24 protein-coding genes and 2 tRNA genes are annotated in these 23444 nt (G+C 68.5%); 15 read left to right on the top strand and 11 right to left on the bottom strand.

What is annotated here, in order from left to right:
• The first annotated feature begins 2 nt into the window (after window positions 1-2).
• From dnaG to AD72_RS05125, 4 genes are all read left to right on the top strand, one after another.
• Complete coding sequence (dnaG, locus tag AD72_RS05140) at window positions 3-1895, top strand: DNA primase (protein WP_031465225.1); 1893 nt, start codon at window positions 3-5, stop codon at window positions 1893-1895.
• Window positions 1892-2413, top strand: coding sequence for a hypothetical protein (locus AD72_RS05135; protein ID WP_031465224.1), 522 nt, complete (start codon window positions 1892-1894; stop codon window positions 2411-2413). The genes dnaG and AD72_RS05135 overlap by 4 nt, the downstream gene beginning before the upstream one ends.
• Window positions 2414-2513: 100 nt before the next feature.
• Window positions 2514-3278 (top strand): trans-aconitate 2-methyltransferase, encoded by a 765-nt coding sequence (locus tag AD72_RS05130; RefSeq protein WP_031465223.1) that lies wholly within the window; start codon window positions 2514-2516, stop codon window positions 3276-3278.
• A gap of 4 nt (window positions 3279-3282) precedes the next feature.
• Window positions 3283-4851, top strand: a complete 1569-nt coding sequence (locus AD72_RS05125) for a long-chain-fatty-acid--CoA ligase (RefSeq protein WP_031465222.1) — start codon at window positions 3283-3285, stop codon at window positions 4849-4851.
• Here AD72_RS05125 and AD72_RS05120 read toward each other — a convergent pair.
• Genes AD72_RS05120 through AD72_RS05105 form a run of 4 tightly spaced genes read right to left on the bottom strand, consistent with a single transcriptional unit; the run spans window position 4848 to window position 7359 of the window.
• Window positions 4848-5786, bottom strand: a complete 939-nt coding sequence (locus AD72_RS05120) for a S66 peptidase family protein (RefSeq protein WP_031465221.1) — start codon at window positions 5784-5786, stop codon at window positions 4848-4850. The two genes, AD72_RS05125 and AD72_RS05120, sit on opposite strands and share 4 nt — an antisense overlap.
• A 1-nt stretch (window position 5787) precedes the next feature.
• The gene (locus tag AD72_RS05115; RefSeq protein WP_031465220.1) at window positions 5788-6216 is read right to left on the bottom strand and encodes a PPOX class F420-dependent oxidoreductase; all 429 of its coding nucleotides are present in this window, start codon (window positions 6214-6216) and stop codon (window positions 5788-5790) included.
• A 9-nt stretch (window positions 6217-6225) separates the two neighbouring features.
• Window positions 6226-6696: a VOC family protein gene (locus AD72_RS05110; RefSeq protein WP_037344895.1), complete on the bottom strand. Its 471-nt coding sequence runs from the start codon at window positions 6694-6696 to the stop codon at window positions 6226-6228.
• Between the two features lie 9 nt (window positions 6697-6705).
• Window positions 6706-7359, bottom strand: a complete 654-nt coding sequence (locus tag AD72_RS05105) for a DUF899 domain-containing protein (protein ID WP_031465218.1) — start codon at window positions 7357-7359, stop codon at window positions 6706-6708.
• An 89-nt stretch (window positions 7360-7448) separates the two neighbouring features.
• Here AD72_RS05105 and AD72_RS05100 point away from each other — a divergent pair, with 89 nt between their 5' ends.
• A complete protein-coding gene (locus tag AD72_RS05100) occupies window positions 7449-7904 on the top strand; it encodes a winged helix-turn-helix transcriptional regulator (protein WP_031465217.1) in 456 nt (151 codons plus the stop codon).
• Here the strand turns inward: AD72_RS05100 and AD72_RS05095 are convergent.
• Together AD72_RS05095 and AD72_RS05090 are read right to left on the bottom strand one after the other, a co-directional pair.
• The gene (locus AD72_RS05095) at window positions 7901-9238 is read right to left on the bottom strand and encodes an MFS transporter (RefSeq protein ID WP_231644735.1); all 1338 of its coding nucleotides are present in this window, start codon (window positions 9236-9238) and stop codon (window positions 7901-7903) included. The two genes, AD72_RS05100 and AD72_RS05095, sit on opposite strands and share 4 nt — an antisense overlap.
• Before the next feature lie 142 nt (window positions 9239-9380).
• Complete coding sequence (locus tag AD72_RS05090) at window positions 9381-10289, bottom strand: oxidoreductase (RefSeq protein ID WP_031465215.1); 909 nt, start codon at window positions 10287-10289, stop codon at window positions 9381-9383.
• Window positions 10290-10397: 108 nt separating this feature from the next.
• Here AD72_RS05090 and AD72_RS05085 point away from each other — a divergent pair, with 108 nt between their 5' ends.
• Window positions 10398-10925 carry a hypothetical protein gene (locus AD72_RS05085; protein ID WP_051897957.1) on the top strand — a complete coding sequence of 176 codons (528 nt, stop codon included), beginning with the start codon at window positions 10398-10400 and terminating at the stop codon, window positions 10923-10925.
• A 100-nt stretch (window positions 10926-11025) separates the two neighbouring features.
• Window positions 11026-11430, top strand: coding sequence for a hypothetical protein (locus tag AD72_RS05080; RefSeq protein WP_156365053.1), 405 nt, complete (start codon window positions 11026-11028; stop codon window positions 11428-11430).
• On the opposite strand, the gene AD72_RS05075 is transcribed toward AD72_RS05080, so the two are convergent.
• The gene (locus AD72_RS05075) at window positions 11414-11935 is read right to left on the bottom strand and encodes a GNAT family N-acetyltransferase (protein ID WP_051897955.1); all 522 of its coding nucleotides are present in this window, start codon (window positions 11933-11935) and stop codon (window positions 11414-11416) included. The two genes, AD72_RS05080 and AD72_RS05075, sit on opposite strands and share 17 nt — an antisense overlap.
• Before the next feature lie 360 nt (window positions 11936-12295).
• On the opposite strand from AD72_RS05075, the gene AD72_RS05070 reads away from it, so the two are divergent.
• Together AD72_RS05070 and AD72_RS05065 are read left to right on the top strand one after the other, a co-directional pair.
• Window positions 12296-12799, top strand: a complete 504-nt coding sequence (locus tag AD72_RS05070) for a MarR family winged helix-turn-helix transcriptional regulator (RefSeq protein WP_031465211.1) — start codon at window positions 12296-12298, stop codon at window positions 12797-12799.
• A gap of 325 nt (window positions 12800-13124) precedes the next feature.
• Window positions 13125-13844 carry a DinB family protein gene (locus tag AD72_RS05065; protein WP_031465210.1) on the top strand — a complete coding sequence of 240 codons (720 nt, stop codon included), beginning with the start codon at window positions 13125-13127 and terminating at the stop codon, window positions 13842-13844.
• Window positions 13845-14200: 356 nt separating this feature from the next.
• Here the strand turns inward: AD72_RS05065 and AD72_RS05060 are convergent.
• Window positions 14201-14274, bottom strand: a tRNA-Ile gene (locus AD72_RS05060).
• Between the two features lie 149 nt (window positions 14275-14423).
• Here AD72_RS05060 and AD72_RS05055 point away from each other — a divergent pair.
• Entirely contained in the window at window positions 14424-15083 is a 660-nt protein-coding gene (locus AD72_RS05055) for a cysteine hydrolase family protein (RefSeq protein WP_037344892.1), read from the top strand.
• On the opposite strand, the gene AD72_RS05050 is transcribed toward AD72_RS05055, so the two are convergent.
• The gene (locus AD72_RS05050; protein ID WP_031465208.1) at window positions 15039-16229 is read right to left on the bottom strand and encodes an FAD-dependent monooxygenase; all 1191 of its coding nucleotides are present in this window, start codon (window positions 16227-16229) and stop codon (window positions 15039-15041) included. The two genes, AD72_RS05055 and AD72_RS05050, sit on opposite strands and share 45 nt — an antisense overlap.
• Window positions 16230-16323: 94 nt before the next feature.
• On the opposite strand from AD72_RS05050, the gene AD72_RS05045 reads away from it, so the two are divergent.
• The gene (locus tag AD72_RS05045) at window positions 16324-17019 is read left to right on the top strand and encodes a TetR/AcrR family transcriptional regulator (protein WP_031465207.1); all 696 of its coding nucleotides are present in this window, start codon (window positions 16324-16326) and stop codon (window positions 17017-17019) included.
• Here the strand turns inward: AD72_RS05045 and AD72_RS05040 are convergent, their stop codons facing one another.
• Window positions 17020-17382 carry a DUF4186 domain-containing protein gene (locus tag AD72_RS05040; protein WP_031465206.1) on the bottom strand — a complete coding sequence of 121 codons (363 nt, stop codon included), beginning with the start codon at window positions 17380-17382 and terminating at the stop codon, window positions 17020-17022.
• A gap of 28 nt (window positions 17383-17410) precedes the next feature.
• Window positions 17411-17483, bottom strand: a tRNA-Asn gene (locus AD72_RS05035).
• A gap of 164 nt (window positions 17484-17647) precedes the next feature.
• Here AD72_RS05035 and AD72_RS05030 point away from each other — a divergent pair.
• The 4 genes from AD72_RS05030 (at window position 17648) to lysX (ending at window position 23428) form a co-directional block, all read left to right on the top strand.
• Window positions 17648-17836 carry a hypothetical protein gene (locus AD72_RS05030; RefSeq protein ID WP_031465205.1) on the top strand — a complete coding sequence of 63 codons (189 nt, stop codon included), beginning with the start codon at window positions 17648-17650 and terminating at the stop codon, window positions 17834-17836.
• Between the two features lie 39 nt (window positions 17837-17875).
• Window positions 17876-18769: an alpha/beta hydrolase gene (locus AD72_RS05025; RefSeq protein ID WP_156365052.1), complete on the top strand. Its 894-nt coding sequence runs from the start codon at window positions 17876-17878 to the stop codon at window positions 18767-18769.
• Window positions 18770-19126: 357 nt separating this feature from the next.
• Complete coding sequence (locus AD72_RS05020) at window positions 19127-20092, top strand: alpha/beta hydrolase (protein WP_051897951.1); 966 nt, start codon at window positions 19127-19129, stop codon at window positions 20090-20092.
• Window positions 20093-20128: 36 nt separating this feature from the next.
• The gene (gene lysX, locus AD72_RS05015; protein WP_031465202.1) at window positions 20129-23428 is read left to right on the top strand and encodes a bifunctional lysylphosphatidylglycerol synthetase/lysine--tRNA ligase LysX; all 3300 of its coding nucleotides are present in this window, start codon (window positions 20129-20131) and stop codon (window positions 23426-23428) included.
• The last annotated feature ends 16 nt before the right edge of the window (window positions 23429-23444 follow it).

Genomic DNA, 23444 nt, shown 5'->3' with positions numbered 1-23444 from the left:
GTATGGCGGGTCTGATCAAGGAAGGCGATATCGCACAGGTCCGCGAGCTCAACCGCATCGAGGACGTCATCGGGGATTACGTCGCGCTGCGCAACGCGGGTGGCGGATCGGTGAAGGGACTCTGTCCCTTCCACGACGAGAAGAGCCCCTCGTTCAACGTCCGCCCGGCACGCGGCCTGTTCCACTGCTTCGGCTGCGGTGAGGGCGGCGACGTCATCGCGTTCATCCAGAAGATCGAGCACCTGGGTTTCGTGGAGGCGGTGCAGCGGCTCGCCGACCGGGCCGGGTACCAGATCACCTACACCGGCGGCGGCACGAGCGTGCAGCGCGAGCGGGGGACCAGGAGCAGGCTGATCGCGGCGCACCGCGCGGCCGCCGAGTTCTACACCGAGCAGCTCGCCTCCGCCGAGGCGGTGACCGCCCGCCAGTACCTCGCCGAGCGCGGTTTCGACGAGCAGGCCGCGCGCACCTTCGGCTGCGGCTACGCGCCCGGCGGCTGGGACACCCTGACCAAACACCTGCTCGGCAGGGGATTCACCATCGAGGAGCTCTACCAGGCGCAGCTGGCCAAGGAGGGACGCCGGGGCCCGATCGACCGGTTCCACCGCAGGCTGCTGTGGCCACTGAAGGACCTCGGCGGCGATGTGGTCGGGTTCGGCGCGCGCCGGCTCTACGAGGACGACCCGATCCAGGCGAAATACCTCAACACCTCGGAAAGCCCGATCTACCGCAAATCCCAGGTGCTGTTCGGGATCGACCAGGCCAAGCGGGAGATCGCCAAGCGCCATCAGGCCGTGATCGTCGAGGGCTACACCGATGTGATGGCCATGCACCTGGCCGGGGTCACCACCGCGGTCGCCTCCTGCGGGACCGCCTTCGGCGAGGAGCACATGTCCGTGCTGCGCAGGCTGCTCATGGACGACGACGCCTTTCGCGGCGAGGTGATCTTCACCTTCGACGGCGACGCGGCCGGGCAGAAGGCGGCGCTCAAGGCCTTCGACGGGGACCAGCGGTTCGCCAGCCAGACCTATCTCGCGGTCGCCCCGGACGGCATGGATCCGTGCGAACTGCGCCAGGACAAGGGCGATGTCGCGGTCCGGGACCTGGTCGCGCGGCGCACCCCGCTGTTCGAGTTCGCCGTGCGCGCCATCCTCGCCGAGCACGATCTCGACTCGGTGGACGGCCAGGTCGCCGCGCTCAAGCGCACGGTGCCGCTGGTCGCCCGGATCAAGGACACCGCGATCCGGGACGGGTACGCGGCGAAACTCGCCTGGTGGTCCGGGTGGCCGGACGAGGCATTCGTGGTCAAACGGGTGCGCGAGACCGCGCGTGGCGGCAGGCAGAGCACCCGTAAACCGAGCGAGCCCCGCGAGGAGACCGAGGCCGCCACCCCGCAGGGACCCGCCCGCCCCGACCCCGCCGACCGGGTGCTCGCCAACCAGCGCGAGGCGCTCAAGCTCGCGGTGCAGTATCCGGAAATGGCCGGTCCCTACTACGATTCGCTGCCCGTGGACGCCTTCACCCACGAGGCCTACGCGGAACTGCACGAGGGCATTCTCGCCGCGGGAGGAGCGGCGAGCGGGCTCTCCGGTGCCGCGCTGAACGAGACCGTCGCCGCCAACTGTCCACACCAGACGGTGCGCTCACTGCTCACCGAGCTCGCCGTGGAACCCTTGCACACCATGGACGAGCCGGATTCCCGGTACGTGCAGAGCATTCTCACCGCACTGCAGAAACGGCTCGTCGGCAGCCAGATCCGGGAGATCAAGTCGAAGCTGCAGCGGATGTCCCCACTCGAGGACCAGGACTCCTACCGGCAGCTGTTCGGTGACCTCGTCGCGCTCGAGCAATGGCACAAATCGCTTTCCGAACAGGCCAGCGGGGTAGTCCTGTGAACCTTGCCCGCCGGATCGCCGCGCGGATCAACGGGACACGGGTTCCCGAATCCTTCGGCGGGAGCCTGGAGGCGGACGAACACGTGCTGGCCAGTGCCGGTTCCGGGCAACGCTGTGTGCTCGTCACCTCGCACGGGCTGTGGCTGCCCGAGGCCGAGGGGGATCGGCGGATCGGCTGGCACCGGATCGCGAAGGCAAGCTGGGAGGATCCGCGGCTCCAGGTGACCGAGGCACGGGCCGCGGAGGTCGTCGAGGGGATCGAGATCCTCGAAGACCTTGCCCCGCAACGGTTTTCCCTGGAATCACCGGGCCGGGTACCGCAGACCGTCCGGCAGCGCGTGGAGCGCTCCATCCTCGAACGGCAGCGCCGCGAGGTCGACGGGGGAGGAGTCTGGTTCGTGCAACGGCGCGAACCGGGCGTGGACGGAATCCTGCTGCAGGTGCGCCCCGATCCGGGCGCCGATCGCGCGCAGGTCCGCTCGCTCACCGCGGGGATCGCGCGGCGGCTGCACGGCTGACCGGCCGGAGGCACACCGATCGGGCACTCGCGGATCACCGCACACCCTGTTACAGTACGCATGTACTGCTACAGTACGAGCGTACTGCTTAGGAGGAGTCATGTGGGATCCCGAGGTCTACCTCGCGTTCGACGACCACCGGGGCCGTCCGTTCTACGATCTGCTCGCCCGGGTTCCCGCGAAGAATCCGCGCGCTGTGGTCGATATCGGCTGCGGACCGGGGAATCTGACCGCGGATCTGCCGCGCCGCTGGCCGGACGCGCGGATCACCGGATTCGACTCCTCCGCCGAGATGGTGGCCGCCGCCGTGGAGCGGGGAGTGGACGCGCGGGTGGCCGATGTGCGCGACTGGACTCCCGAACCCGGCACCGATGTGCTGGTGTGCAATGCGGTGCTGCAATGGGTTCCCGGGCATGAGGACCTGCTCGAACGCTGGGTTCGCGCGCTGGATTCCGCGGCCTGGATCGCCTTTCAGGTCCCGGGCAACTTCGACGCGCCCTCGCACCGGGCGATCCGTGAGCTCGCCGCCGAACAACCCTGGCGCACCAGGCTTTCCGGGCTCGGCCTGCGCGGCGCGGACACGGTGGCCGAGCCCGCGCGCTATGCCGAGCTGCTGCTCGAGGCCGGCTGCGAGGTCGACGTGTGGGAGACGACGTACCAGCAGCGGCTGCACGGTGCGGATCCGGTGCTGGACTGGGTGCGCGGCACCGCACTGCGCCCGATCGCCGAGGCGCTCGATGAGCGGGAGTTCACCGAGTTCCGCGCCCAGCTGGCGCCCCGGCTGCGGGCCGCCTACCCGGCGCTGCACGATGGCAGCACGCTGTTCGCGTTCCGACGCATTTTCGCGGTCGCCCGTGTAGGGTAGGCGAATGGATGACCGCGTCTGGACGACACAGCTCACGCCGCTGCGTTTCCTGCGCCGCAGCGCGGACGTTTTCCCGGAAAAGCAGGCCATCGTCTACGGTGACCGCTCGCTGAACTATCGCGAATTCGCCGGGGAGGCCACCCGGATCGCCAATGCCTTGCGGGCTTCCGGAATCGATGCGGGCGACCGGGTCGCCTATTTGCTGCCGAATATCCCGGAAATGCTCATCGCGCATTTCGCGGTGCCGTTGGCCGGTGCCGTTCTCGTGGCCATCAACACCCGGCTCGCCGCCGAGGAGATCCGGTACATTCTCGACCATTCCGGGGCGAAAATACTGGTCGTGGATTCCGCGCTGTACGGCGGTATCGTGCCGATCGCCGAGGAATTGCGCACCGTCACCGAGATCGTCACGGTCACCGATCCGGCAGCCCCCGGGGAAGGCTCCCCGGTGCCGTACGAGCGGTTGCGGGACCGTGGATCGGAGCGGCCGCTCGACTGGACCGTGGACGACGAGAACACGACGATCGCGATCAACTACACCTCGGGGACGACCGGGAAACCGAAAGGCGTGCAGTACACCCATCGAGGTGCCTATCTGAATTCCTTCGGCGAGATCGTGCATTCCACGCACACCCCGGAAAGCGTCTACCTGTGGACGTTGCCGATGTTCCACTGCAACGGCTGGTGCACGCCCTGGGCGGTGACCGGGATCGGCGGCACCCACGTGTGCCTGCGCGAGGTGCGCGGCGAGGTCATCTGGGAGCTGATCGAGCGGCACCGGGTCACCCACCTCAACGGCGCACCGACCGTGGTCACCACGGTGCTCAACGCCAAGAGCGCTCGCCCGCTCGACTATTCGCTCATCGTGACCACCGCGGGTGCCCCGCCCGCGCCGACCACGATCGGGCAAGCCGAACGGATGGGGCTGCGGATCGTGCACGTCTACGGGCTCACCGAGACCTACGGCCCGTATTCGGTGAACGAGTACCAGCGCGCGTGGGACGAGCTCGAACCGCAGGCGCGCGCCCGCGAACTCGCCCGGCAGGGGGTCGGGATGCTGCAGGCCGACCGGATGCGAGTGGTCGGCGAGGACATGGAAGACGTGCCCGCGGACGGTGCCACGATGGGGGAGATCGTGATGCGCGGGAACAACGTCATGTCCGGCTACTACCGGGATCCCGAAGGAACCGCGAAAGCCTTCGCGGGCGGCTGGTTCCATTCCGGGGACCTCGGTGTCGTGCACCCGGACGGTTATGTCGAACTGCGCGATCGCGCCAAGGACATCGTCATCTCCGGTGGGGAGAACATTTCCACCATCGAGGTCGAGCAGGCGATCGTGGCGCACCCCGCGGTCCTCGAGGCGGCCGTCGTCGGGGTGCCGGACAGCACATGGGGCGAGTCACCGAAGGCGTTCGTCGTGCTCGCCGAAGGGAAGAGCGCGACCGGGGAGGAGATCATCGAACACGTGAAGGCCACGATCGCCCGGTACAAGGCACCCAAGGAAGTGGACATCGTCACCGCGCTGCCGAAGACATCCACCGGCAAAGTGCAGAAGTTCCAGCTCCGCTCCTAGCGCACGGCCGCGGCCACCGTCAGCGTTCCCGCCCGGGTGTCCAGTACCGCCTCGGTGCCGAGCGGGATGGTCGGCGGGTGGAAACGGTGCCCGGCCGGGATTCCGCCGAGCACCGGAACACCGAACAGGGACAGCCGGTCGCGGAGCACATCGGCGATCTCCCAGCCGCCGAGGCTCGGGTCTCCGTGATCGCGTTCGAAACCGGGGAACTGGCCGAGCACCACCCCGCGCAGCCCGCGTACCTCGGCGCAGCGGGACAACTGGGTCAGCGCGCGGTCCACCTCACCGAGCCCGGTCCCACGCTGATGCTCGAGAAACAGGATCGCCCCGGCCAAACTCGGCAACCCGGCCCCGGCTTGCGAGCGCACCGCGTCCAGATTCCCGCCGAGCAGGGTGCCGCGCGCGGTGCCCTCGACCGTCACCGCGGCGCTCGGCTCGCCCGGATCCCGGCGCACGGTCACCGGATCCGTTGTCATCAGCGCGTTCCGCAGCGCCCGCGCCGATTCCGGGCCCGACCAGCTCGCGTCCCAGTTCGCGAACGGCCCGTGCAGACCGGCGAGCCCGCAGCGGGACCACAGCGCCAGATGCAGGTGCGTGATATCGCTGAACCCGACCAGTGGTTTCGGATCGTCTTGCAGTGCAGCGGTTTCGAGTAGCTCGGTGATCCGGTACGCGCCCTTGCCGCCCCTGCTCGCGAACACCGCGCGCACCCCGGGATCGGCGAGCGCGTCGTTCAGGTCCGCGGCCCGCTGCTCGTCCCGGCCCGCCAGATAGCCCCAGCGGTCGAAGACATGCGTGCCGAACTCCACCCGTAGTCCCCAGGAGGAGAACACCTCCGCGCCGCGCTCGACCCCGGCACGGTCCGGCGGGCTCGCCGGGGACACGATCCGCACCCGGTCGCCCGGGCGCAATCGCGGTGGCAGCAGGGAATTCACCTCAGTGCGCGACCCACGGGCCGACCCCGCCGATCCGCTCGACCGAGTAGCGCACGATGTAGCCGGGTCCCTGGGGCGCGGGGAATTCGGTATCCGGTCCCATGTAGACCTTCGCCAGATCGTCGAGCAGATTCCAGGCCCGGTCACTGGGCTCGACCCGGGCCCTGGCCCGCAGGCTCGCGTACTCGTTCAGGAAGACACCGGGGGTGCGCGGAGCGGTGAACGACAGCACGACGCGCGGATCCCGTTCCATATTGCGCACTTTCCGGTGCCGCGTCATGTGCCCGCTGACCAGTTCCTCGCCGTCCAGGCCGATCCAGATCACCGTCACCTGCGGGCTGCCGTCGGCGTTCACCGTACTCAGGTGCACGAGCGGGCCGGTCGCCAGCAACTCCCGCAGTTCGCCCGGCAGGGCCACGGATTCCGTCATGCCGCGATCCTAGCGATCATCCGGGTTCCGATGGGACTGTTCGGCGCGGCGGGGATAACCGGGTGTGCCGCGGCGATCCGTGGTGTCCTCCGTGGCCGTGCTGTAGAGCCGGATCGCGATACCGTCCGGATCGAGGACCTGCACCACCCAGCCCTGGGTGCCCTCTCCGGGCGGGGTGTGCTCCACCCCGAGCCGCGCCAGCCGGGCAGCCCAGGCCCGCGCGGCCGCCCGGTCGGGTATCGCGAAGCAGATCGGGTCGAAACCGCTCGCTCCGCGTGCGGCGGCCGGATTCTCCCGCAGTGCCACGGTGATTCCGCCGATCTCGCCCGCCACACCGCGCACCGTGCCGTCGGCATCGGGGAACTCGATCCGTACCCGATAGTCGAACACCTTCTCGTACCACGCCCTGCTGACCGCCAGATCCGAGACCGGGATCTTCAGGTGGTGGATTCCGCTGATCACCGCGGTGTTCTCGGCCATGGGAGCGGATCAGTACTCGTCGCGGGAACGGATCCAGGACATCGTCGGATCCTGGGGCCAGCCCTCCGGCGAGTCCTCCCACTGCTCCTGCCTGCCGTACGGGGTCAGGTCCAGCAGGTTGAAATCCATCCGGAGCCGGTCGACCCCGCGCGCGGTGGTGTAGTAGGTGCGGAACACCTCGTCGCCGTCGCGGAGCAGCACGCTGATCCCGAACATCTCGCCGAGGCCGAGATCGGCGTAGAAATCGTTGCCATGGGCGGAATACCAGGGCACCGTCCAGCCGAACCGGCGGCGCAGCACCTCGATATCGGCCTGCGGTGCGGGCGACATCAGGATCAGCGTGGTGTCCCTGGCGTTGAGGTGCGACTGATCGGCGAGGTTGTCGGTGAACGAGGAGCACCCGCTGCACACCGAGTCCTGTCCCGGCCCCAGCATGAAGTGGTAGATCACCAGCTGACGGCGGCCGTCGAACAGGTCACCGAGGGCGACCGTGCGGCCGTCCGGCGCGGTGAACGGGTAGTCCGTGCGCAGCCGGACCATCGGCAGCCGCCTGCGTTCCGCGGCCAGCGCGTCCAGGGCGTGGGTGAGCTCCTTCTCCTTGACCAGCAAGGCATCGCGCGCAGTCTGCCATTCCGGAGCGGAGACGACGGATGGACGGTTCATGGCTTGCTCCCTCCAGGATTGTTCCCCCAGGGAACGAACGATAGCGCACTCAGTTCCCTGAGGGAACCCTTGTGTTCTAGGATTCGGGCATGCAGCGCACCCAGTTCGGCACCATGGCGTGCTCGATCGCCCGCACCCTCGATGTGATCGGTGAGCCGTGGTCCCCGCTGATCCTGCGGAACGTCTACGTCGGGATGACCCGCTTCGAACAGATCCAGCAGGACCTCGGTATCTCCCGCAAAGTGCTGGCCGAGCGCCTGAAGGGGCTCGTCGGTAACGGCATCCTGGAACGGCGCGAGTACTCCGAACGCCCGCCGCGGCACGAGTACGTGCTCACCGCGAAGGGCACCGAACTGTGCGATCTGCTGCTGGTCATGGTGCGCTGGGGAGACCGCTGGACCGCGGGGGAGGCGGGGCCGCCGGTGCTGTACCGGCACCACGCCTGCGGAGAGATCAGCCATGTCGAACCGCACTGCTCGGTGTGCGGTGCGCCGATGCACGCCACGGACCTGGACCTCCTGCCCGGCCCTGGCCAGGCGGCCTAACGCGGTGCGCTCCGGAACGGGCCCGCGGTCCGGAGGCCGAGTACGAGGATGAGCGCGCCCGCGCCGGTCATGATCCACCAGGAGATCCGGTTCGCGGTCAGGAAACCGGCCTGCACCGGCCCAGTGGTGGCCGAGCTGAGGATCGAGCCGAGCACCGCGACGCCGAGCGCGGTGCCGATCTGCCTGCTGGTCGCCGCGACCGCGGCCGCCGTGCCCGCCTGCGCGGGTGGCATCCCGGACAGGGCGGTGCTGACGATCGGTGAGTTCACCATGCCGAGCCCGATACCGAGCAACAGGTACGCCGTGACCAGGTATCCGATGCTCATGGTCGCGGTGAGGCCGGTGAGCAGGAGCGTGGCCGCGACCATGGCCGCCCCGGCGATCATCAGCGGCAGGCGGGCGCCGATCCGGCCGGTGAGCCAGCCGGAGATCAGCGCGAAGACGCCGTTGGCGCCCGCCATCGGGAGCGTGAGTATCCCGGCGTAGAGCGCGGAGAAACCGCGCACCGACTGCAGATACAGGATGTTGAGGAACAGGAATCCGGACAGCACGGCGAACGCGGCGAGCGCGATCACGATCGCCCCGGAAAACGGGCGGGAAGCGAACAGGCGCGGGTCGAGCAGCGGCTCGTCCCTGCGCCATTCGTGCCGGACGAAGAACACGCCGGTGGCCAGGGCGACCGTGAAACACCCGAGGATCGGTGCGCTGCCCCAGCCGGAACGCGGGCCCTCGATGATCCCGGAAACCAGTGTTAGCAACAGGATCGTCATCGCGAGCTGGCCGAGCGGATCGAGCCTTCTTGCGTGCGGTGCCCTCGACTCGGGCACGAACGCGGCGACGAGCAGGATCGCGAGCCCGGCGACCGGAACATTGATCCAGAACACCGCACGCCAGCTCACCAGGTCCACGAGCATTCCGCCGAGCACCGGCCCCAGCGCCATGCTCAGCCCGATCACCCCGCCCCACACCCCGATCGCGTTCGCCCGTTCCCGCGGTTCGGGGAAGGTGTTGGTGATGATCGAGAGCGCGACCGGGTTCAGCATCGAGCCACCGATCGCTTGCAGCGCACGGAATCCGATCAACGGACCGGTGCCCGGCGCCAGTCCGCACAGCAGCGAGCCGAGGCTGAACAGGAGCAGACCGGCCTGGAACGTGCGCTTACGCCCGATCCGGTCCGCCACCGAGCCGGACAGGATCAGCAGGCTCGCCAGGACGATCGTGTAGGCATCGATCGTCCACTGCAATTCCGAGAGCGAGGAACCGAAATCCCGCCGGATCGCGGGCAGCGCCATATTCACGATCGTGTTGTCCAGGGTGACGATGAACAGGCTCATACAACAGATCGCGAGAACGAGCCACCGCCGACCGTTCATCAAGGCGCATTCCTTTCACCAGCACGGCGAGCCCCACCGTAACCAGAGAAATCGGCGCTGCGCCGAGACAAATCTCATTCGAGAGATTCGGTACGAAATGCGGTCATCCGGCCGGATCCGGGGCGACGCCGGTGAGTTCGGCCGTGAGGTCCCAGAGCCGCCGGGCCGTTTCCGGGTTCGCGGCACTGTGCGGAATACGCGCTCGTCCGGTGCCGCCACGGATCTCCATCGGGCCGGAGGGCCCGTAGTACTCGCCGCCGTCCCCGGCGGTCACGGCACGCAACAGCGGCAGCGCCCCACTCTCGACCGACTGCGCGATCAGCGGATTCAGCGCCCGCAGCAGGGCGGTCGCGCGCGGACCACCGCTGCGGGTGGCGTTCGGGAACAGTTCGGTCCGCGTCATGCCCGGATGCGCGGCGACACTGCGCACGGTTTCCCCGGCCGCGCGCAGCCGCCGGTCGAGCTCCAGTGCGAACAGCAGATTGGCCTGCTTCGACTGCATGTACGCGGTATAGGCCCGATAGGGGCGGCGCTGGTAGTTCGGATCCGCCAGATCGAGGCCGCCGCCACGCGCCGCGATACTGCCGACGTGCACCACCCGGGCTGCCTCGGCGCCGCGCAGTGCGGCCATGAGCAACCAGGTCAGCGCCGCGTGGCCCAGATGGTTGGTGGCGAAGGTCGACTCGAACCCCTCGGTGGTGCGCCGCAACGGGGGCCAGGTGATTCCGGCGTTGTTGACCAGGCCGTCGAGGCGATCGCCGGTCCGCTCCCGGATCTCTCCGGCGGCCGAGCGCACCGAGGGCAGCTCCGCGACATCCAGGCGCACCAGCTCCCCGCCCGGAACCTGCCGCACCGCTTGCGCGCCCCGCGATTCCGAGCGGCAGGCGAGGAGAATCCGGGCACCGTGTTCACCGAGTACCCGAGCCACCCGGAGGCCGAGGCCCGAATTCGCCCCGGTCACCACGAATGTCCGTCCCGACTGGTCGCCGATCGCTCGCTCGCTCCAGTTCATGCCCCGCAGGCTACCGAACGTCCGGGACCGGTCCCGGAAAGCGAGCCTATGGTCCCGCGGGTGACTACTTCGAGGATGTTCCGATGGACTTGCGCGGCAGGAGGTACGGTGCTCGCCGCGCTGGTGACGAGCGGTTGTTCGGGCGGGGCGGGAACCGCGCAGGCACCGCACAGCTCCGCGGCGCCGAGCACGAGCAGCAGCCCGCCCAGCCGGTCCGCGGCCCCGTCCAGTGTGGCGCCTACGGCGGCGGACGGTACGGACTACGCGGCCTGCGCCGGCCGAAGCTGCGAGGTGCAGGTCTCCGCTCCGGTGAAGATCCGGGTGGGTGGCTCAGCGCCAGGCAGACTGGCCGTGACGAAGGTCCGGGCCGACAGCGTCGATATCGATCTCACCCTGAGCGACGGCGGGGGAGGCAATGGCACACTCAAACCCGGCTGCTCCACCTTCGTGTTCCACTCCTCGGGTGGCGGATCGGGCACCCTCGGAGGATCGGGGAGCCTCGGCGGATCGGGCACCTTCGCGAGCCCCGGCCAGGGCTGTGGCACCGAGAAGCCCACGGCCGAACCCGGTGCGGTCACGGTGCAGCTGCCGGCGATCCAGGATGGGAAGGCGATCCTGCGCATCGTGACCGGTTGATCCGTCCGCTGGCTCGCCCGTCGTAGTGCGATTGGGCCATTCGGCCCAACTTCGCCCGGGTGCGAAACGGCCGGGCCTGCTTGACCGATACCGAGTGATGATGGCGGGTTCGAACACGAGCGACGCACGGCGGCTGGGCCCGCGGAGGGCGGCGCGCGCGGAGTACGCGCAGTGTCAGCGCTGGGAGTGCGAGGCCCGCCTGCGCAGCCTCGAACGGGAACTCGCCGCCGAACGCCGCCGCCGGGCAGCCCTCGAACGTGCGCTCGCGGAGCCCGGGAAATCCAATGTTCTCGCCGTTCTCGCGCTGGTGTTCGGTGCGCTCTCGATTGTTTTCGGTCTGCTGCCCTATGTTGGCATCGTCGGTTTTCTCTTCGGGGTCGCCGCCGCGGTACTCGGCGCGATCGGCGTCGAGAAATCCGCGGACCGCCGGACCTCCGGTGCGGGCGCGCTGTGCGGGGTTTCCGGGATAGTCATCGCACTGCTGATGGTCATTCTCGTCTACTGAACCGGAACCGCAGGCAGTGGTGCCCGCTCGACACGACGGTTCCGGCCTCCGTGCCGCCGAGACGGCGCAGCAGGGCGATCGAGGCCACGTTGTCCGGCAGGACGAAACCGAAGACCACCTGCAGGCCGAGCCCATCGAACGCCCAGTCCAGGCAGGCGGCGCCGGCCTCCCGTGCTATTCCGCGGCCGTGGCACCGCGGTGCGAGCGCGAAACCGAGATCCGTGCCGTGTTCGGGGCGGTGCCGCAGCCCGGCCCGGCCCTGGAACTCCCGCGTCGCGGCATCCCGCACCGCGAACTGGCCGAAACCGTGCTCCGCCCAGTGGGTGATGTCGTTGTGGCACATGGTTTCCGCGTCCGCCCGGGTGCCCGCTTGGCGAGTGGCCAGCCACCGCATCACACTGTCCTGGCTGACGACGGCCTCGAAGAGCTCCGTGCTGTCGCCCGCGCTGATCGGTTCCAGAACCAACCGCGGGGTCCGCAGGATCGGCCCGACCGCTTCGCTCACCGTGTGCCCCTTTCCCCGGAAGACGCGATCCTATCGGGACTGCGTGTCGTTCCTGGATCGCCAGAGGCCGATCTGGTTCAAGGTCGGTATCGCTTTCCTCGTGCTCTGTGGCCTGATCTACCCGGGCGTCCTCGTCGTGCTCTTCCTGCCGCTGGACGCCGCCGGCAAGGCGGCCATCATCGGCGGGATGGCCGCCTTACCGACGAGACGTGCACCGTCCTCGGTGTCGCGGGCGTCGGGAAAGAGAAGCCGTCCGGGCGATCAAGGCCCGATTCGGGCTCACCAGGCGCAGCGCGATCGGGTGGACGGCAAGGCGCCGCTCGCGAAAGGTTTGGCCGATGGTCGCCGACGAGACGACGGATGGGCGCCCTGGCCGCGCGAATCAGCCAGCTCTTCGTGGGCCCGTGGATCCAACCGGAGCGGAACACCACCTCCAACGAGCCGGCCGAGGGGATCGGCGTCGCACAGGGCGCTATCAGCCAGCACCTCGCGCGATTGGAGAACGAGAAGTACCCCTCCGGACAGCGAAGCCCGCAGGACGGGCGAGTCCACGTGTTCCGGCTCGAGAAGCGCGGACGGCCCTCCGGCGGGTTGTGCGCCGCTACGACCGGGAACTTTCGGCAGTCCTCGAAGACCCGTTTCAGCTTCTCGAGAGCGGATTCGATGATAGGTGGCGATTGCTGCATCGCCGGTCGCCGGATGAGCTTCACTACGATTAAAGAATCGGTGATGCAGGCCGGGATCAGCGCGCCGCGAATTCGAGGCCGGGATGTGGCGCAGGGCGGTGGCAAGCCGCGATCAAGGTCCGCTACCTCGCTGCCCGGCATTTCGTCGAAACGAAAGCAGGTGACCGCAACCAAGTAGCCCCACGCTGGAAAGGCCCGTTATTTGAGCGCCGGCACAAGGACACGCCAGGCGACGACTGTACGGCCGCGCCAACCTCGATCTCCTCCGAAAAGGCATCCTTCTCGCACGACCCAACTTCACGGAAAGTACGCCAGAGCCGATAATCGGAAAATCCCGCGTCCACCCAAGGACATACTGGACCCGGGGCGATTTTAGGGGAAGGCCCTGCTGCGAGCCGTGCTGAAGACTCGGTCATCTGATTCCCCGATGATCTCACCTCTGGGCTGCTGACGCTCCCAGGATCTGCTCGTGCTCGTCGACGATCGAACCTAGTATTCGGATCATGACACGGTATGTCGACGAGGATCTGCATGGTGTGGAGTTCCGCGAGTGCGACCTGACCGGGGCACGTCTGATCGGCGTAGTCATGCAGGATGCCGTGATCGACGGGCTCATCACCAACCTCGTGGTGAACGGTGTCGAGGTCACCGAGTACGTCGAAGCAGAGCTCGACCGGCGTCATCCGGTGCGGTCGCTGATCCGCTCCGAGGACCCTGCCGATCTGCGCGAGGCATCGCGTCAGCTCCATGCCAGCTGGGCCGACACGATCGGCCGAATCCGCCGTACGCCCGGTATCGAGCGCCGCAGCGTGAATGACGAGTGGTCGGCGGTGCAGACCATGCGCCACCTGGTCTTCGTCCATGACTCGTGGTTCCGCCGCTGTTGCCTGGGCTCGACGGAGCTGTTCACGCCGATGGGCATCGGGACGACCCTCGAGCCCTACCGTGAAGCGCACGGGCTCGACCTCTCGCTAGATCCGGCTCTCGACGAGATCGTGAGTGTGTGTGCGGCACAGGCTGCCGAGCTCGAGTCCTGGCTCGACCAGGTCACCGTTGAGCAGCTCGCGGCGCGAGCGCCGGTGCCCGACGACGATGTCTGGCCGCCGTACGCCCGGGGCCGCTCGGTTCGACAGTGCCTCAGCACGGTGCTCAACGAGACCTTCGAGCACCACCGCTTCTGCGTCCGCGACCTCGACCTGATCGAGGCACAGGACGCCGATTAGGGCCGGCTACCGACCAAGCATCTCGAGGATGCGGGCATCACTGACCGTCTGCGCGGTGCCGAGCTGCTGGGCCCAGAATCAAGCGGCCAAAGCCAGCCAACCCGCGGACACAGGCAGAACGACATGTCACCGCGCAGAGGACAACCGGGACAGGGCTGTTCTACCTCAATGCCGTTGGCCTCCATGCAAGTGCCACACGGACATTCTGGTCGCCGATCTTCTCCATCTGGTGCGGGTGCGTCGGGCCGGCTGGTTGCACGTTGCCACCCATTTGCCACCTCGCGAGGAAGAAGCGCCAGTCGCCGCGGTGCTCGACATGGACCGCTTTCGCAGGTTTGCGGGAGGGATGAAGGTAGTGGGGCAGGCCGGACTTGAACCGGCGGCCAAGGGATTATGAGTCCCCTGCTCTGACCAACTGAGCTACTGCCCCGTGGTGTCTCCGGCGGGCCAGGTTACACGGCTGTGCCGGGTCGCGGCAGGATGGCCTGGGTGCATCCACCAGGGATAGCTTATGGTTGACGGTCGTCATATCCGCGACATAAGCTTCCGGCAAAACGGGCAACGGGGCTTGGTGAGGCGATGGGCTACCGGATTGACGGTATCGATCCGCGGTGTGCGGCGCTGTTGGTGATCGATATGCAGAACGATTTCCTGTTGGAGGGTGCTCCACTGGAGGTGGCGCAGGGCCGGGCGATGATGCCGGTGGTGAACGGGGCGATCGCGGCGGCCCGTGCCTCCGGGATGCCGGTGTTGTTCACCCGGCACGCGCACAACCGGGACGGCACGGACATGGGCATGTTCGCCCGGATCTATCCGGCGGTGGCGGAACGTACCGCACTGATCGATGGCACTCCGGGAACGGAGCTGTACGCGGATCTGGACCGGTCCCCGGAGGAGCCGGTGCTGGCGAAGACGCGGTACAGCGCGTTCCACGGTACGGATCTGCGGGACCGGCTGGCCGGGGTGCGCACGCTGGTGCTGTGCGGGGTGACGACGGAGGACTGTGTGCAGGCGACCGCGCGGGATGCGATGTTCCTCGACTTCGAGGTGCTCGTGCTCTCGGATGCGGCGGCGACCTACGACCACCCGGACGCCGGTCAGGGTGGCATGTCCGCGGACGAGGTGCATGCGGCGACGCTGGTGGTGCTCGCACAGTCGACCGCGGATGTGCGCACGGCCGAGGAGTTCGCCCGGCTATGCGGCGGGGTAGTCGGGGAGCCCGTCGTCCTTGGCGAGTGAACCGCTGCCGCTGACCAGCATGCGCTGCATGAGGGAGTGCCTGAACAGGGTGTCGCGCAGCCACAGCCCGGACGCGCTGGCCGGGGCGAGGAACCGGCCCGGGCTGGCGGCTCGTTGCCAGCGTCCGGCGAACCGCCACATGCGCCGTTCGTAGGCGCTGAACGCGGTGCGGTGGTCACCGCGAGCCGCGGCGAGTTCACCGGCGAGCACGTAACCGCCGACGATTCCGGTCCCCACTCCCATGCCGCCGAGGGTGACACCCCAGGCGGAGTCGCCGAGCAGTGCCACGCGTCCCTCGGTCAGGTAGGGGACCGTGACCTTGCTGATCGAGTCGAAGTACAGCTCGGGAGCGTCCTCGAGGGTGGCGAGCAGGTCCGGAACATGCCAGCGCATTCCGGCGAATGCGGTACGCACGAAGGATTTCTGCCGTTCGATATCGCGGAGGCCGTAGCTCAGCGCCGGAGCGGTGAAGGCGAACATGGTGCCCGCCCGCTTGGCATCGCGATGATCGGCGGCGACGCTCGCCAGCCGTCCGGGAGTGTTGTACATCCGCGAGATCGTGTCGAATCCCTCGTCGTTGGGCAGGTCCCACCCGGCGAGGTAGTAACCGAGGTGGTGCACGAAGTTCGTCTCCTGCCCGAACACGAGGCGGCGGACACCGGAATGGATGCCGTCCGCACCGATCACGAGATCGAAGGTGCGCGCGGGCGCCGATTCGAACTCCACCCGGACCCCCGCGGAATCCTGGTGCAGCGCGGTGATCGTTTCGCCGAAGAGGTACTCGGTGGTGTCCGTGCTGCGTTCGTACAGGACACGGGACAGGTCGCCGCGGTGCACCTCGAGGTCGCCGCCGCAGAACTCGGCGGGCAAGCGGTAGCGCTCGCGGTCGTGCTCGTCGACGACGATCTTGGCGCCGCCACCGGTGCGTACCGCGCGCAATTCGTCGAGCACGCCCATCCGCTCCAGCACCGAGAAGTGCGTGGGTCCGCGGAAGTCGACGGTGAACCCGCTCTCCCGGAGGGCGGGCGCCAGTTCCACGACGGTCGTCCGTGCGCCGTGCACCCCGAGCCAGTAGGCGAGCGCGGGGCCGGCCACACCGGCACCGGAGACGAGTATCCGGAGATGGCTCAACGCGGAAGTGTTCATATCGCTCCGATCAAAACTGTTTCCCTCAGACACAGTGTACGATAGACGCAGTTTCACCGGACCGCAAGGACGATCGAACGAGCAGGGAGTGCGCATGGGTACCGAGGAGGCCACGGCCTTGCTGTGGGAGGGCCTTGCCGCGCCGAAGCGCGGTCCCCGGCCGACCCTTCGGCTGGACGCGATCGCCGGGGAGGGGATCGCGCTCGCCGATGCCGAGGGGATCGACTCGGTCACCATGCAGCGCGTGGCCGCCGCGCTCGGGGTGACCAAGATGGCGCTCTACCGCTACGTGCCGGGCAAGAACGAACTGGTCGCGCTGATGACCGATATCGCGATCGGAGAACCGCCCCGGCTCGCGGAGGTCGAGGGCGGCTGGCGGCCGCGGCTGTATGCCTGGGCGCTGCGCATGAGTGAACGGTTCTGGCGGCACCCGTGGACCCTGCGGACGACCGTGGGACGGCGCCCCTTCGGGCCGAACGAGCTCGGCTGGCTGGAGGAGTCGGTGGCCGCGCTGGACGGAACCGGGCTCGAGGGCGGGGAGAAACTCGACGTGGCGGCGACACTGTCCGGACATGTGCGCTCGCTGGTCCAGCAGGGAGTGGCGCGGGTTTCCGAGGACGGCATCGAGGGCCGGTTCACCGCACTGGTGCGCGGTCGCGAGGAGCGCTTCCCCGCACTGCTGGCGGCGATGAAGTCGGCCGAGACACACGACAGCCAGAACAAGGCGTTCGAGTTCGGGCTCGAGCGGATCCTCGACGGTGTGGGTTCCCTGCTCGAGCAGCGGGCCTGATCAGTCCTCGAGTTCCCGTTCGATCCACCGGCACAGCACGTCGACGACGTATTCCCGTTCGGCGCGGTCGAGTGCGCGGCCCTTCGGGATGCGGTGCCAGGTGCGCAGGCAGTTCCGGCAGCAGGTCGCCGTCGCGTGCTGGGCGACGAACACCGGGTGCCCGCGGTAGGGCGTCTGCTTGCCGTCCTTGCGCGGTTCGGCGGGGGCGAGCCGTTGTGCGATGAGGTCGTGCGCGTGCATGCGGATCGTTGCCGACGCGGTGAGTTCGGCCTTGGCGCGATCCGGGCCGCGCAGCTGGAACTTGGCGCGGAACGGTTGCCGCGCCAGGCGGTTCAGCAACTCGTCGTGGGATTCGCCGGACATGAGAACTGTCCTTCGCAAAAGGGTGGAGCTCCCCGGACTGGACTCGAACCAGTAACCCTTCGGTTAACAGCCGAATGCTCTGCCAATTGAGCTACCGGGGATTGCTCTTTCGTCGCGGCTCGCCGTGACGAGTAGTAACTCTAGCGCATGCCCGATCGGCGCCTCGAGAGGACCCCCGCACACGCGGGGCGCACCGGGACGGCAGCGAGCTGACATGGGAGAATGGTCGTCCAGCTGTGGTGAGTCGGATGAGGGTGTGTTGGTGATGCGCGTGTTCGTGCTCGGGGTCGCGGTCGGTTATGTGCTCGGTTCGCGGGCGGGAAGGGAGCGCTACGAGCAGCTGGTGCGCGCCTACCGCAGGGTCGCGGATCATCCGGCGGTGCAAGGCGCGGCCGGGGTGGTCCGGGCGAAGCTGGGGGAGCGGTTCGGCGGGGAGCGGCAGCAGGGCGGCTGAACAGACACGTTCTTCACGCGGGGCGGTTACGGTGTGCCCGTGTGGTCGAGGCGCGTGCTCGCGCGGCTGGTCTTGGCGGTGGCCGGAGCCGGGCTGCTGGTGTGTTTCGGGGTGGCGGGCGTCGGGCCCGATCCGGATCCCCGGCTGCGCGGTTCGATCGGCGAGGTGCGCACGCTCGAGATTCCCGGCGTGGTGTCGGGGTTCGCCGCCCGTCCGGCGCGGGTGTACCTGCCGCCCGCCTATGATCACAGTCCGGCGGAACGGTTCCCGGTGCTGGAGATGCTGCACGGCGAACCGGGTGATCCGGGGCAGTGGCTGGCCAGTGGCGGGCTCGAACACGTGCTGAACGCCTTCGCCGAACGGCACGGCGGGGTGGCCCCGATCGTGGTCATGCCGGACGACACCGGACCCGATGACGAGACCGGCATGCTGTGCATGGATTCCCGGCTGGGCAAGGTGGAGAGCTATCTCGCGGTGGATGTGCCGGACTGGCTGCGCGCGCATTTCCGGGTGAATCCGGAGATGGCGGTGGGCGGGCTCTCCTACGGGGGCAGCTGCGCGCTGCAGCTGGGGGTTCGCGATGCCATGCGATTCCCGACCTTCCTCGATCTTTCCGGCGAGGCCCCGCAGACCCTCGGCACGGTCACCGGCGCGATCAGGACCGGGTTCGGCGGGAACACGCGGGCTTTCCGTGCGGCGAATCCGCTGGACATTCTTGCGCGGCAGCGGTTCCCGCACAGCGCGGGGTGGTTCGTGGCCGGGGCGCAGGACACCGAGTACGGCCCCGAGGTGCGCCGGGCGGCCGCCGCCTGCGGACGCGCGGGAATGGCGGTGCGGTACGAGACTCCCCAGGGCGGCCATGATTGGAATGTGTGGAATCGTGGATTCTCGGACGCGCTAGAATGGCTTACCGCCCGATTGGGCATCGTTTGATCCCGAACCAACCTTTCGGTGGTTCACGCGTCCTGCTTGTGCGGAATCTTGCGGGAAATCGTGTCGGCGAGGAGAGAAATGACGGACGGTCGAGGAGCCCGTGGGTTCGATCCGGGTCCCGTGCTGCCCGCGGACGTGGTGGAACATGCCAGGACTGCGGGTTCGCTCGACGGAGAGTGGATCTGGATCGCACTGACGGTATTCGCGATCGCCTGTCTCGTCTTTTGGTTTTGGCTTCGTCAACGCAAGGTAAAGAAAAGCATTCTTCTCGTCGGTGTCGTGGTATTCGCATTGCTCGCCGGATTGGCCGGCTTGAATAGTTATGTCGGATATATTCGTACCCCGCACGATCTGGGAATGGTGCTCGCCCGCGGTCCCTCGTTCATCGCCCCGCTCGGCCGGATGATCGTGGACGATACGAACGGCGGCGATCAGGACGATCCGGGTGCGCGCGGGGCCAAGGCGCTGAAGTTCGCCCGCAGCGCGCGGGCGGGCGGGGACCAGCCGCGACTGGTGCGGATCCCGCTGCCCGACCCGGGGCTGACTCCCGGAGCCGGATCGACGAACGTGTTGCTGCCACCGGGCTACGACGATCCGGCCAATGCGAACCGGCGCTATCCGGTGGTGTACCTGATCCACGGTTATCCGGGCGGGACCTCGGACGACTGGTTCACCGCCGGTGACGCCGTCGGCACCATGAATCAGCTCTACAGTCATCACCTGGTGCGCCCGATGATCCTGGTCGGGGCGGACATGACCGCGGGCGATACGGGGACCGATTGGGAATGCCTGAACGTTCCGCACGGTCCGCGGCTGGAGAGTTACCTGACCGAGCACGTCGTCGGGCAGATCGACCACCGGTTCCGCACCCTCGCCGATCGGGGTGACCGGGCGATCGGCGGGATGTCCGGTGGTGGATTCTGCGCGCTGAACGTGGGCCTGCGTCATCTGCCGGAGTTCGCCACGATGCTGATCACCCTTCCCTACGACACCCTCGGAACGGACGCCTCGCTGCTCGGCGGGGACAAGGCGCTGGCGGCCGCGAACGATCCGCGTGCCTACATCCCGCGGATGCGGTTCACCCAGCCGATCGCGGCGATGATCGACGCCGGAATGGGGTCCCGGGTGGATGTGCAGGTCGCCAAGCGGCTCGCCCGCTCACTGCTCGCCAGGGGACAGCGGGTGGCGCTGCGCGAGGAACCGGGCATGAACCACACCTGGAACACCGCGCGCGCCGCGCTGCCGTTCCTGATCGCCTTCGCGGACCAACAGTTCCCCAGAACCACGGACGTGCAGCAGGTCGGAGTACCCGGTCGCCATTAGGATCCCACCGTGACGAGCACAACACCTCCCGTATGGATGAACAGGGCGGCGGCGTTTCTCGCGACGCTGACCGAGATCATGGCGCTGTGCAGCTTCGTGCTCGCCGTGTTCCCCGGTCATGTGCGCTGGCTCTGGCTGCCGGTGAACATCCTGACCGGCGTCTTCTTCGTCCCGGCCGATGCGAGCCTGTTCATGGCGCTCGCGCTCGCCCTGCTCGGGGTCGCGCTGCGCAGGCGCAAACGGGCCGCGCTGTGGGTACTGCTGTTGCTGCAGGGCTTCTGGTCGATCCTCGCGGTGACCTTCCTCGTCACGCTCATCCTGCGCGGTTCCCAGGTGTACGCGGATCTCGAGGTCCGGAAACCACCGATGATCATGCAGTACGTGCTCCCGGTGATGTTCGCCCTGGTGCTCGTGGTGTTCGTGGTGGAGATCCTGCTGCGCCCGGCTTTCCCGGCCCGGCGCGCGAAGGGTGCGTTGCGCCGCGCGCTCGCGCTGTTCGTCGGCGGGCTCGTGGTGGTCACCCTGTTCGGCTGGGGACTGACCGAGCTGTTCCCCGGAAAACTGGAGAACACCTGGGACCGGTTCGCCTGGGCGGCCAACCAGGCGGTCGGCCGGTTGATCTCCCTGCACTTCTTCGGCATCCACGGGATCGGCCCGCGCTGGGTGAGCCTGGTCATCGGGTTCGCCGCGGCCCTCGTGCTGTTCGCCGCGGTCGTGGTGTTCTTCGCCGCGGTGCGCTCCCGGCGGCTGGTGAACCCCGGCGACGAACTGCGCATCCGGGAACTGCTCGCCGAACACGGGGACCGGGACTCGCTCGGCTACTTCGCCACCCGCAGGGACAAGAGCGTGGTGTTCGCCCCGGGTGGCGCGGCCGCGGTGACCTATCGGGTGCTCGGCGGCTGCAGCCTGGCCAGCGGCGATCCGATCGGCGATCCGAGTGCCTGGTCGATGGCCGTCGAGGCGTGGATCGAGGAGGCGCGCCAGTACGGCTGGATACCCTGCGCGCTCGGCGCGAGCGAACGCGGGGCGCGGGCCTACCGGCGCGGTGGCCTCAAGGCGCGCGAGATCGGGGACGAGGCGGTCATCGAGGCGGACCGGTTCAGCCTCTCCGGTCGCGGACGGAAATCCTTGCGCCAGGCCGTTTCCCGGGTACGCCGCTCCGGGTACACCACACGCATCCGGCGGCACGAGGACATCCCGGCCGAGGAGATGACCGAACTGCTCGCCCGCGCGGACGCCTGGCGCGGCGAGGAGACCGAGCGCGGGTTCTCCATGGCGCTCGGCAGGCTCGGGGATCTCGCGGACGGGCGCTGTGTGATGGCCGAAGCCTATGACGCGCAAGGGGAACTGCGCGGGCTGCTGTCCTTCGTGCCCTGGGGACGCGGCGGGCTCTCCCTGGATGTGATGCGCCGGGACCGCGCCGGGGTGAACGGGATCATCGAGTTCCTTGTCACCGAGGTCGTGGCCGCCGCCGGTGGGCTCGGGGTGCGCCGGATCTCGCTCAACTTCGCCATGTTCCGCGCCGTTTTCGCCGAGGGGGAGCGGATCGGCGCGGGGCCGGTACTGCGCGCCTGGCGGGCGATACTGCGCTTCTTCTCCCGGTACTTCCAGCTGGAATCGCTGTACCGGTCGAGCGCCAAGTACGCCCCGACCTGGATTCCCCGCTTCCTGTGCTACCAGAAGGGCCGCCAGCTCGCCCGGGTCTCACTCGTGGCCGGGATGGCCGAGGGATTCGTGCCGACCCGCAGACGATCCCTGCTCGCCCAGCCGGGCAACACCGATCCCGCGTTCCTCGAGCGGGTGGGCGAGATCGAGTCCAGTGCGAATGCCGCCGCCCCCGAACGCCAGCTCGGTGAACAGGTCCGGGTGCGGATGGCCAAACTCAGCGCGCTGGAGAACGAGGGCATCGATGCCTACCCGCCCGCGGAGGTGTCCCCACGGCGGCTGGCCGGGCTGCACGAGGAATTCGCCCTGCTCGGCCCAGATGACCACAGTGGACAGACGGTCACCGTCGCCGGGAGGGTGGTGGCGAAACGGGATTTCGGTGGGCTGTGTTTCATCGTGCTGCGCGACGGGAGCGGGGAACTGCAGGCGATGCTCACCGCGGACCGGCTCGGCCGCGCCGAACTGCGCGCGGTGCGCCGCGGCCTGGACATCGGCGACCAGCTCGCGGCCACCGGTGAGGTGATCACCTCGCGTACCGGCGAGCTCTCCGTTGCCGTGCGCGAGACGCGACTGACCGCGAAGTGCCTGCATCCCTTGCCGGACAAGCGAAAAGGGCTCGTGGACGCGGAGTCCCGGGTGCGCTACCGCTACCTCGACCTGCTCACCGGGGCGAGCGCGGGTGAGGTGCTCCGGCTGCGCGGCACGGTGCTGCGTACGGTGCGGGAAATGTTGCAGGGCAAGGAATTCCTCGAGGTCGAGACCCCGATCCTGCAGCGGGTGCACGGCGGGGCGAACGCACGCCCGTTCATCACCCACCTCAATGCCTACGACGCGCGGATGTATCTGCGCATCGCACCCGAGCTGTACCTGAAGCGGTTGTGCGTCGCCGGGGTGGAGCGGGTGTTCGAACTGGGCAGGAACTTCCGCAACGAGGGCGCGGATGCGACGCACAATCCGGAGTTCACGATGCTCGAGGCGTATCAGGCCTACGCCGACTACACGGAGATGGCCGAACTCGCCCGCACCCTGATCCAGCAGGTGGCCCGCGCGGTCTACGGGAAACCGGTGGTGCGCAGGCGATCCGCGGACGGGACGATGTCCGAAGTGGACATCGCGGGGGACTGGCCGGTGATCCCGGTGTATCGCGCCGTCTCCGAAGCCCTGGGCAGCACGGTCACCCCGGGCACGGACGACGCGAGCCTGCGCCAGGCCTGTCTGGCCGCGGGACTCGAAGTCACCGGGCAGCAGGAGAACGCCGAACTCGTGCAGCTCGCCTACGACAAACTCGTCGAGCCCGGCACCGAATCGCCGACCTTCTACACGGACTTTCCCGCCGCGGTCTCCCCGCTGACCCGTCCGCACCGGGCCGACGAACGGCTCGCCGAACGCTGGGACCTGGTCGCCTTCGGCGGGGAGATCGGCACCGGCTACACCGAGCTCACCAATCCGCGCATCCAGCGTGAGCGGCTCACCGCCCAGTCACTGCGCGCGGCCAGCGGGGATCCCGAGGCGATGGAACTGGACGAGGAATTCCTGCACGCGCTCGAATACGGCATGGCGCCGACCGGTGGCCTCGGCCTCGGCGTGGACCGGCTGGTCATGCTGCTCACCGGAGCGCCGATCCGGCAGGTCATCACGTTCCCCTTCGTGCGCAAGGACATCGGCGTCTGAGCCCGGTACTGCCGGA

The organism is Sciscionella sediminilitoris (genome assembly GCF_000737195.2).
GTDB classification, from domain to species: Bacteria; Actinomycetota; Actinomycetes; order Mycobacteriales; family Pseudonocardiaceae; genus Sciscionella; species Sciscionella sediminilitoris.
Note: the sequence above shows the minus strand (reverse complement) of the source record. Positions and strands in the feature narration are given on the sequence as shown.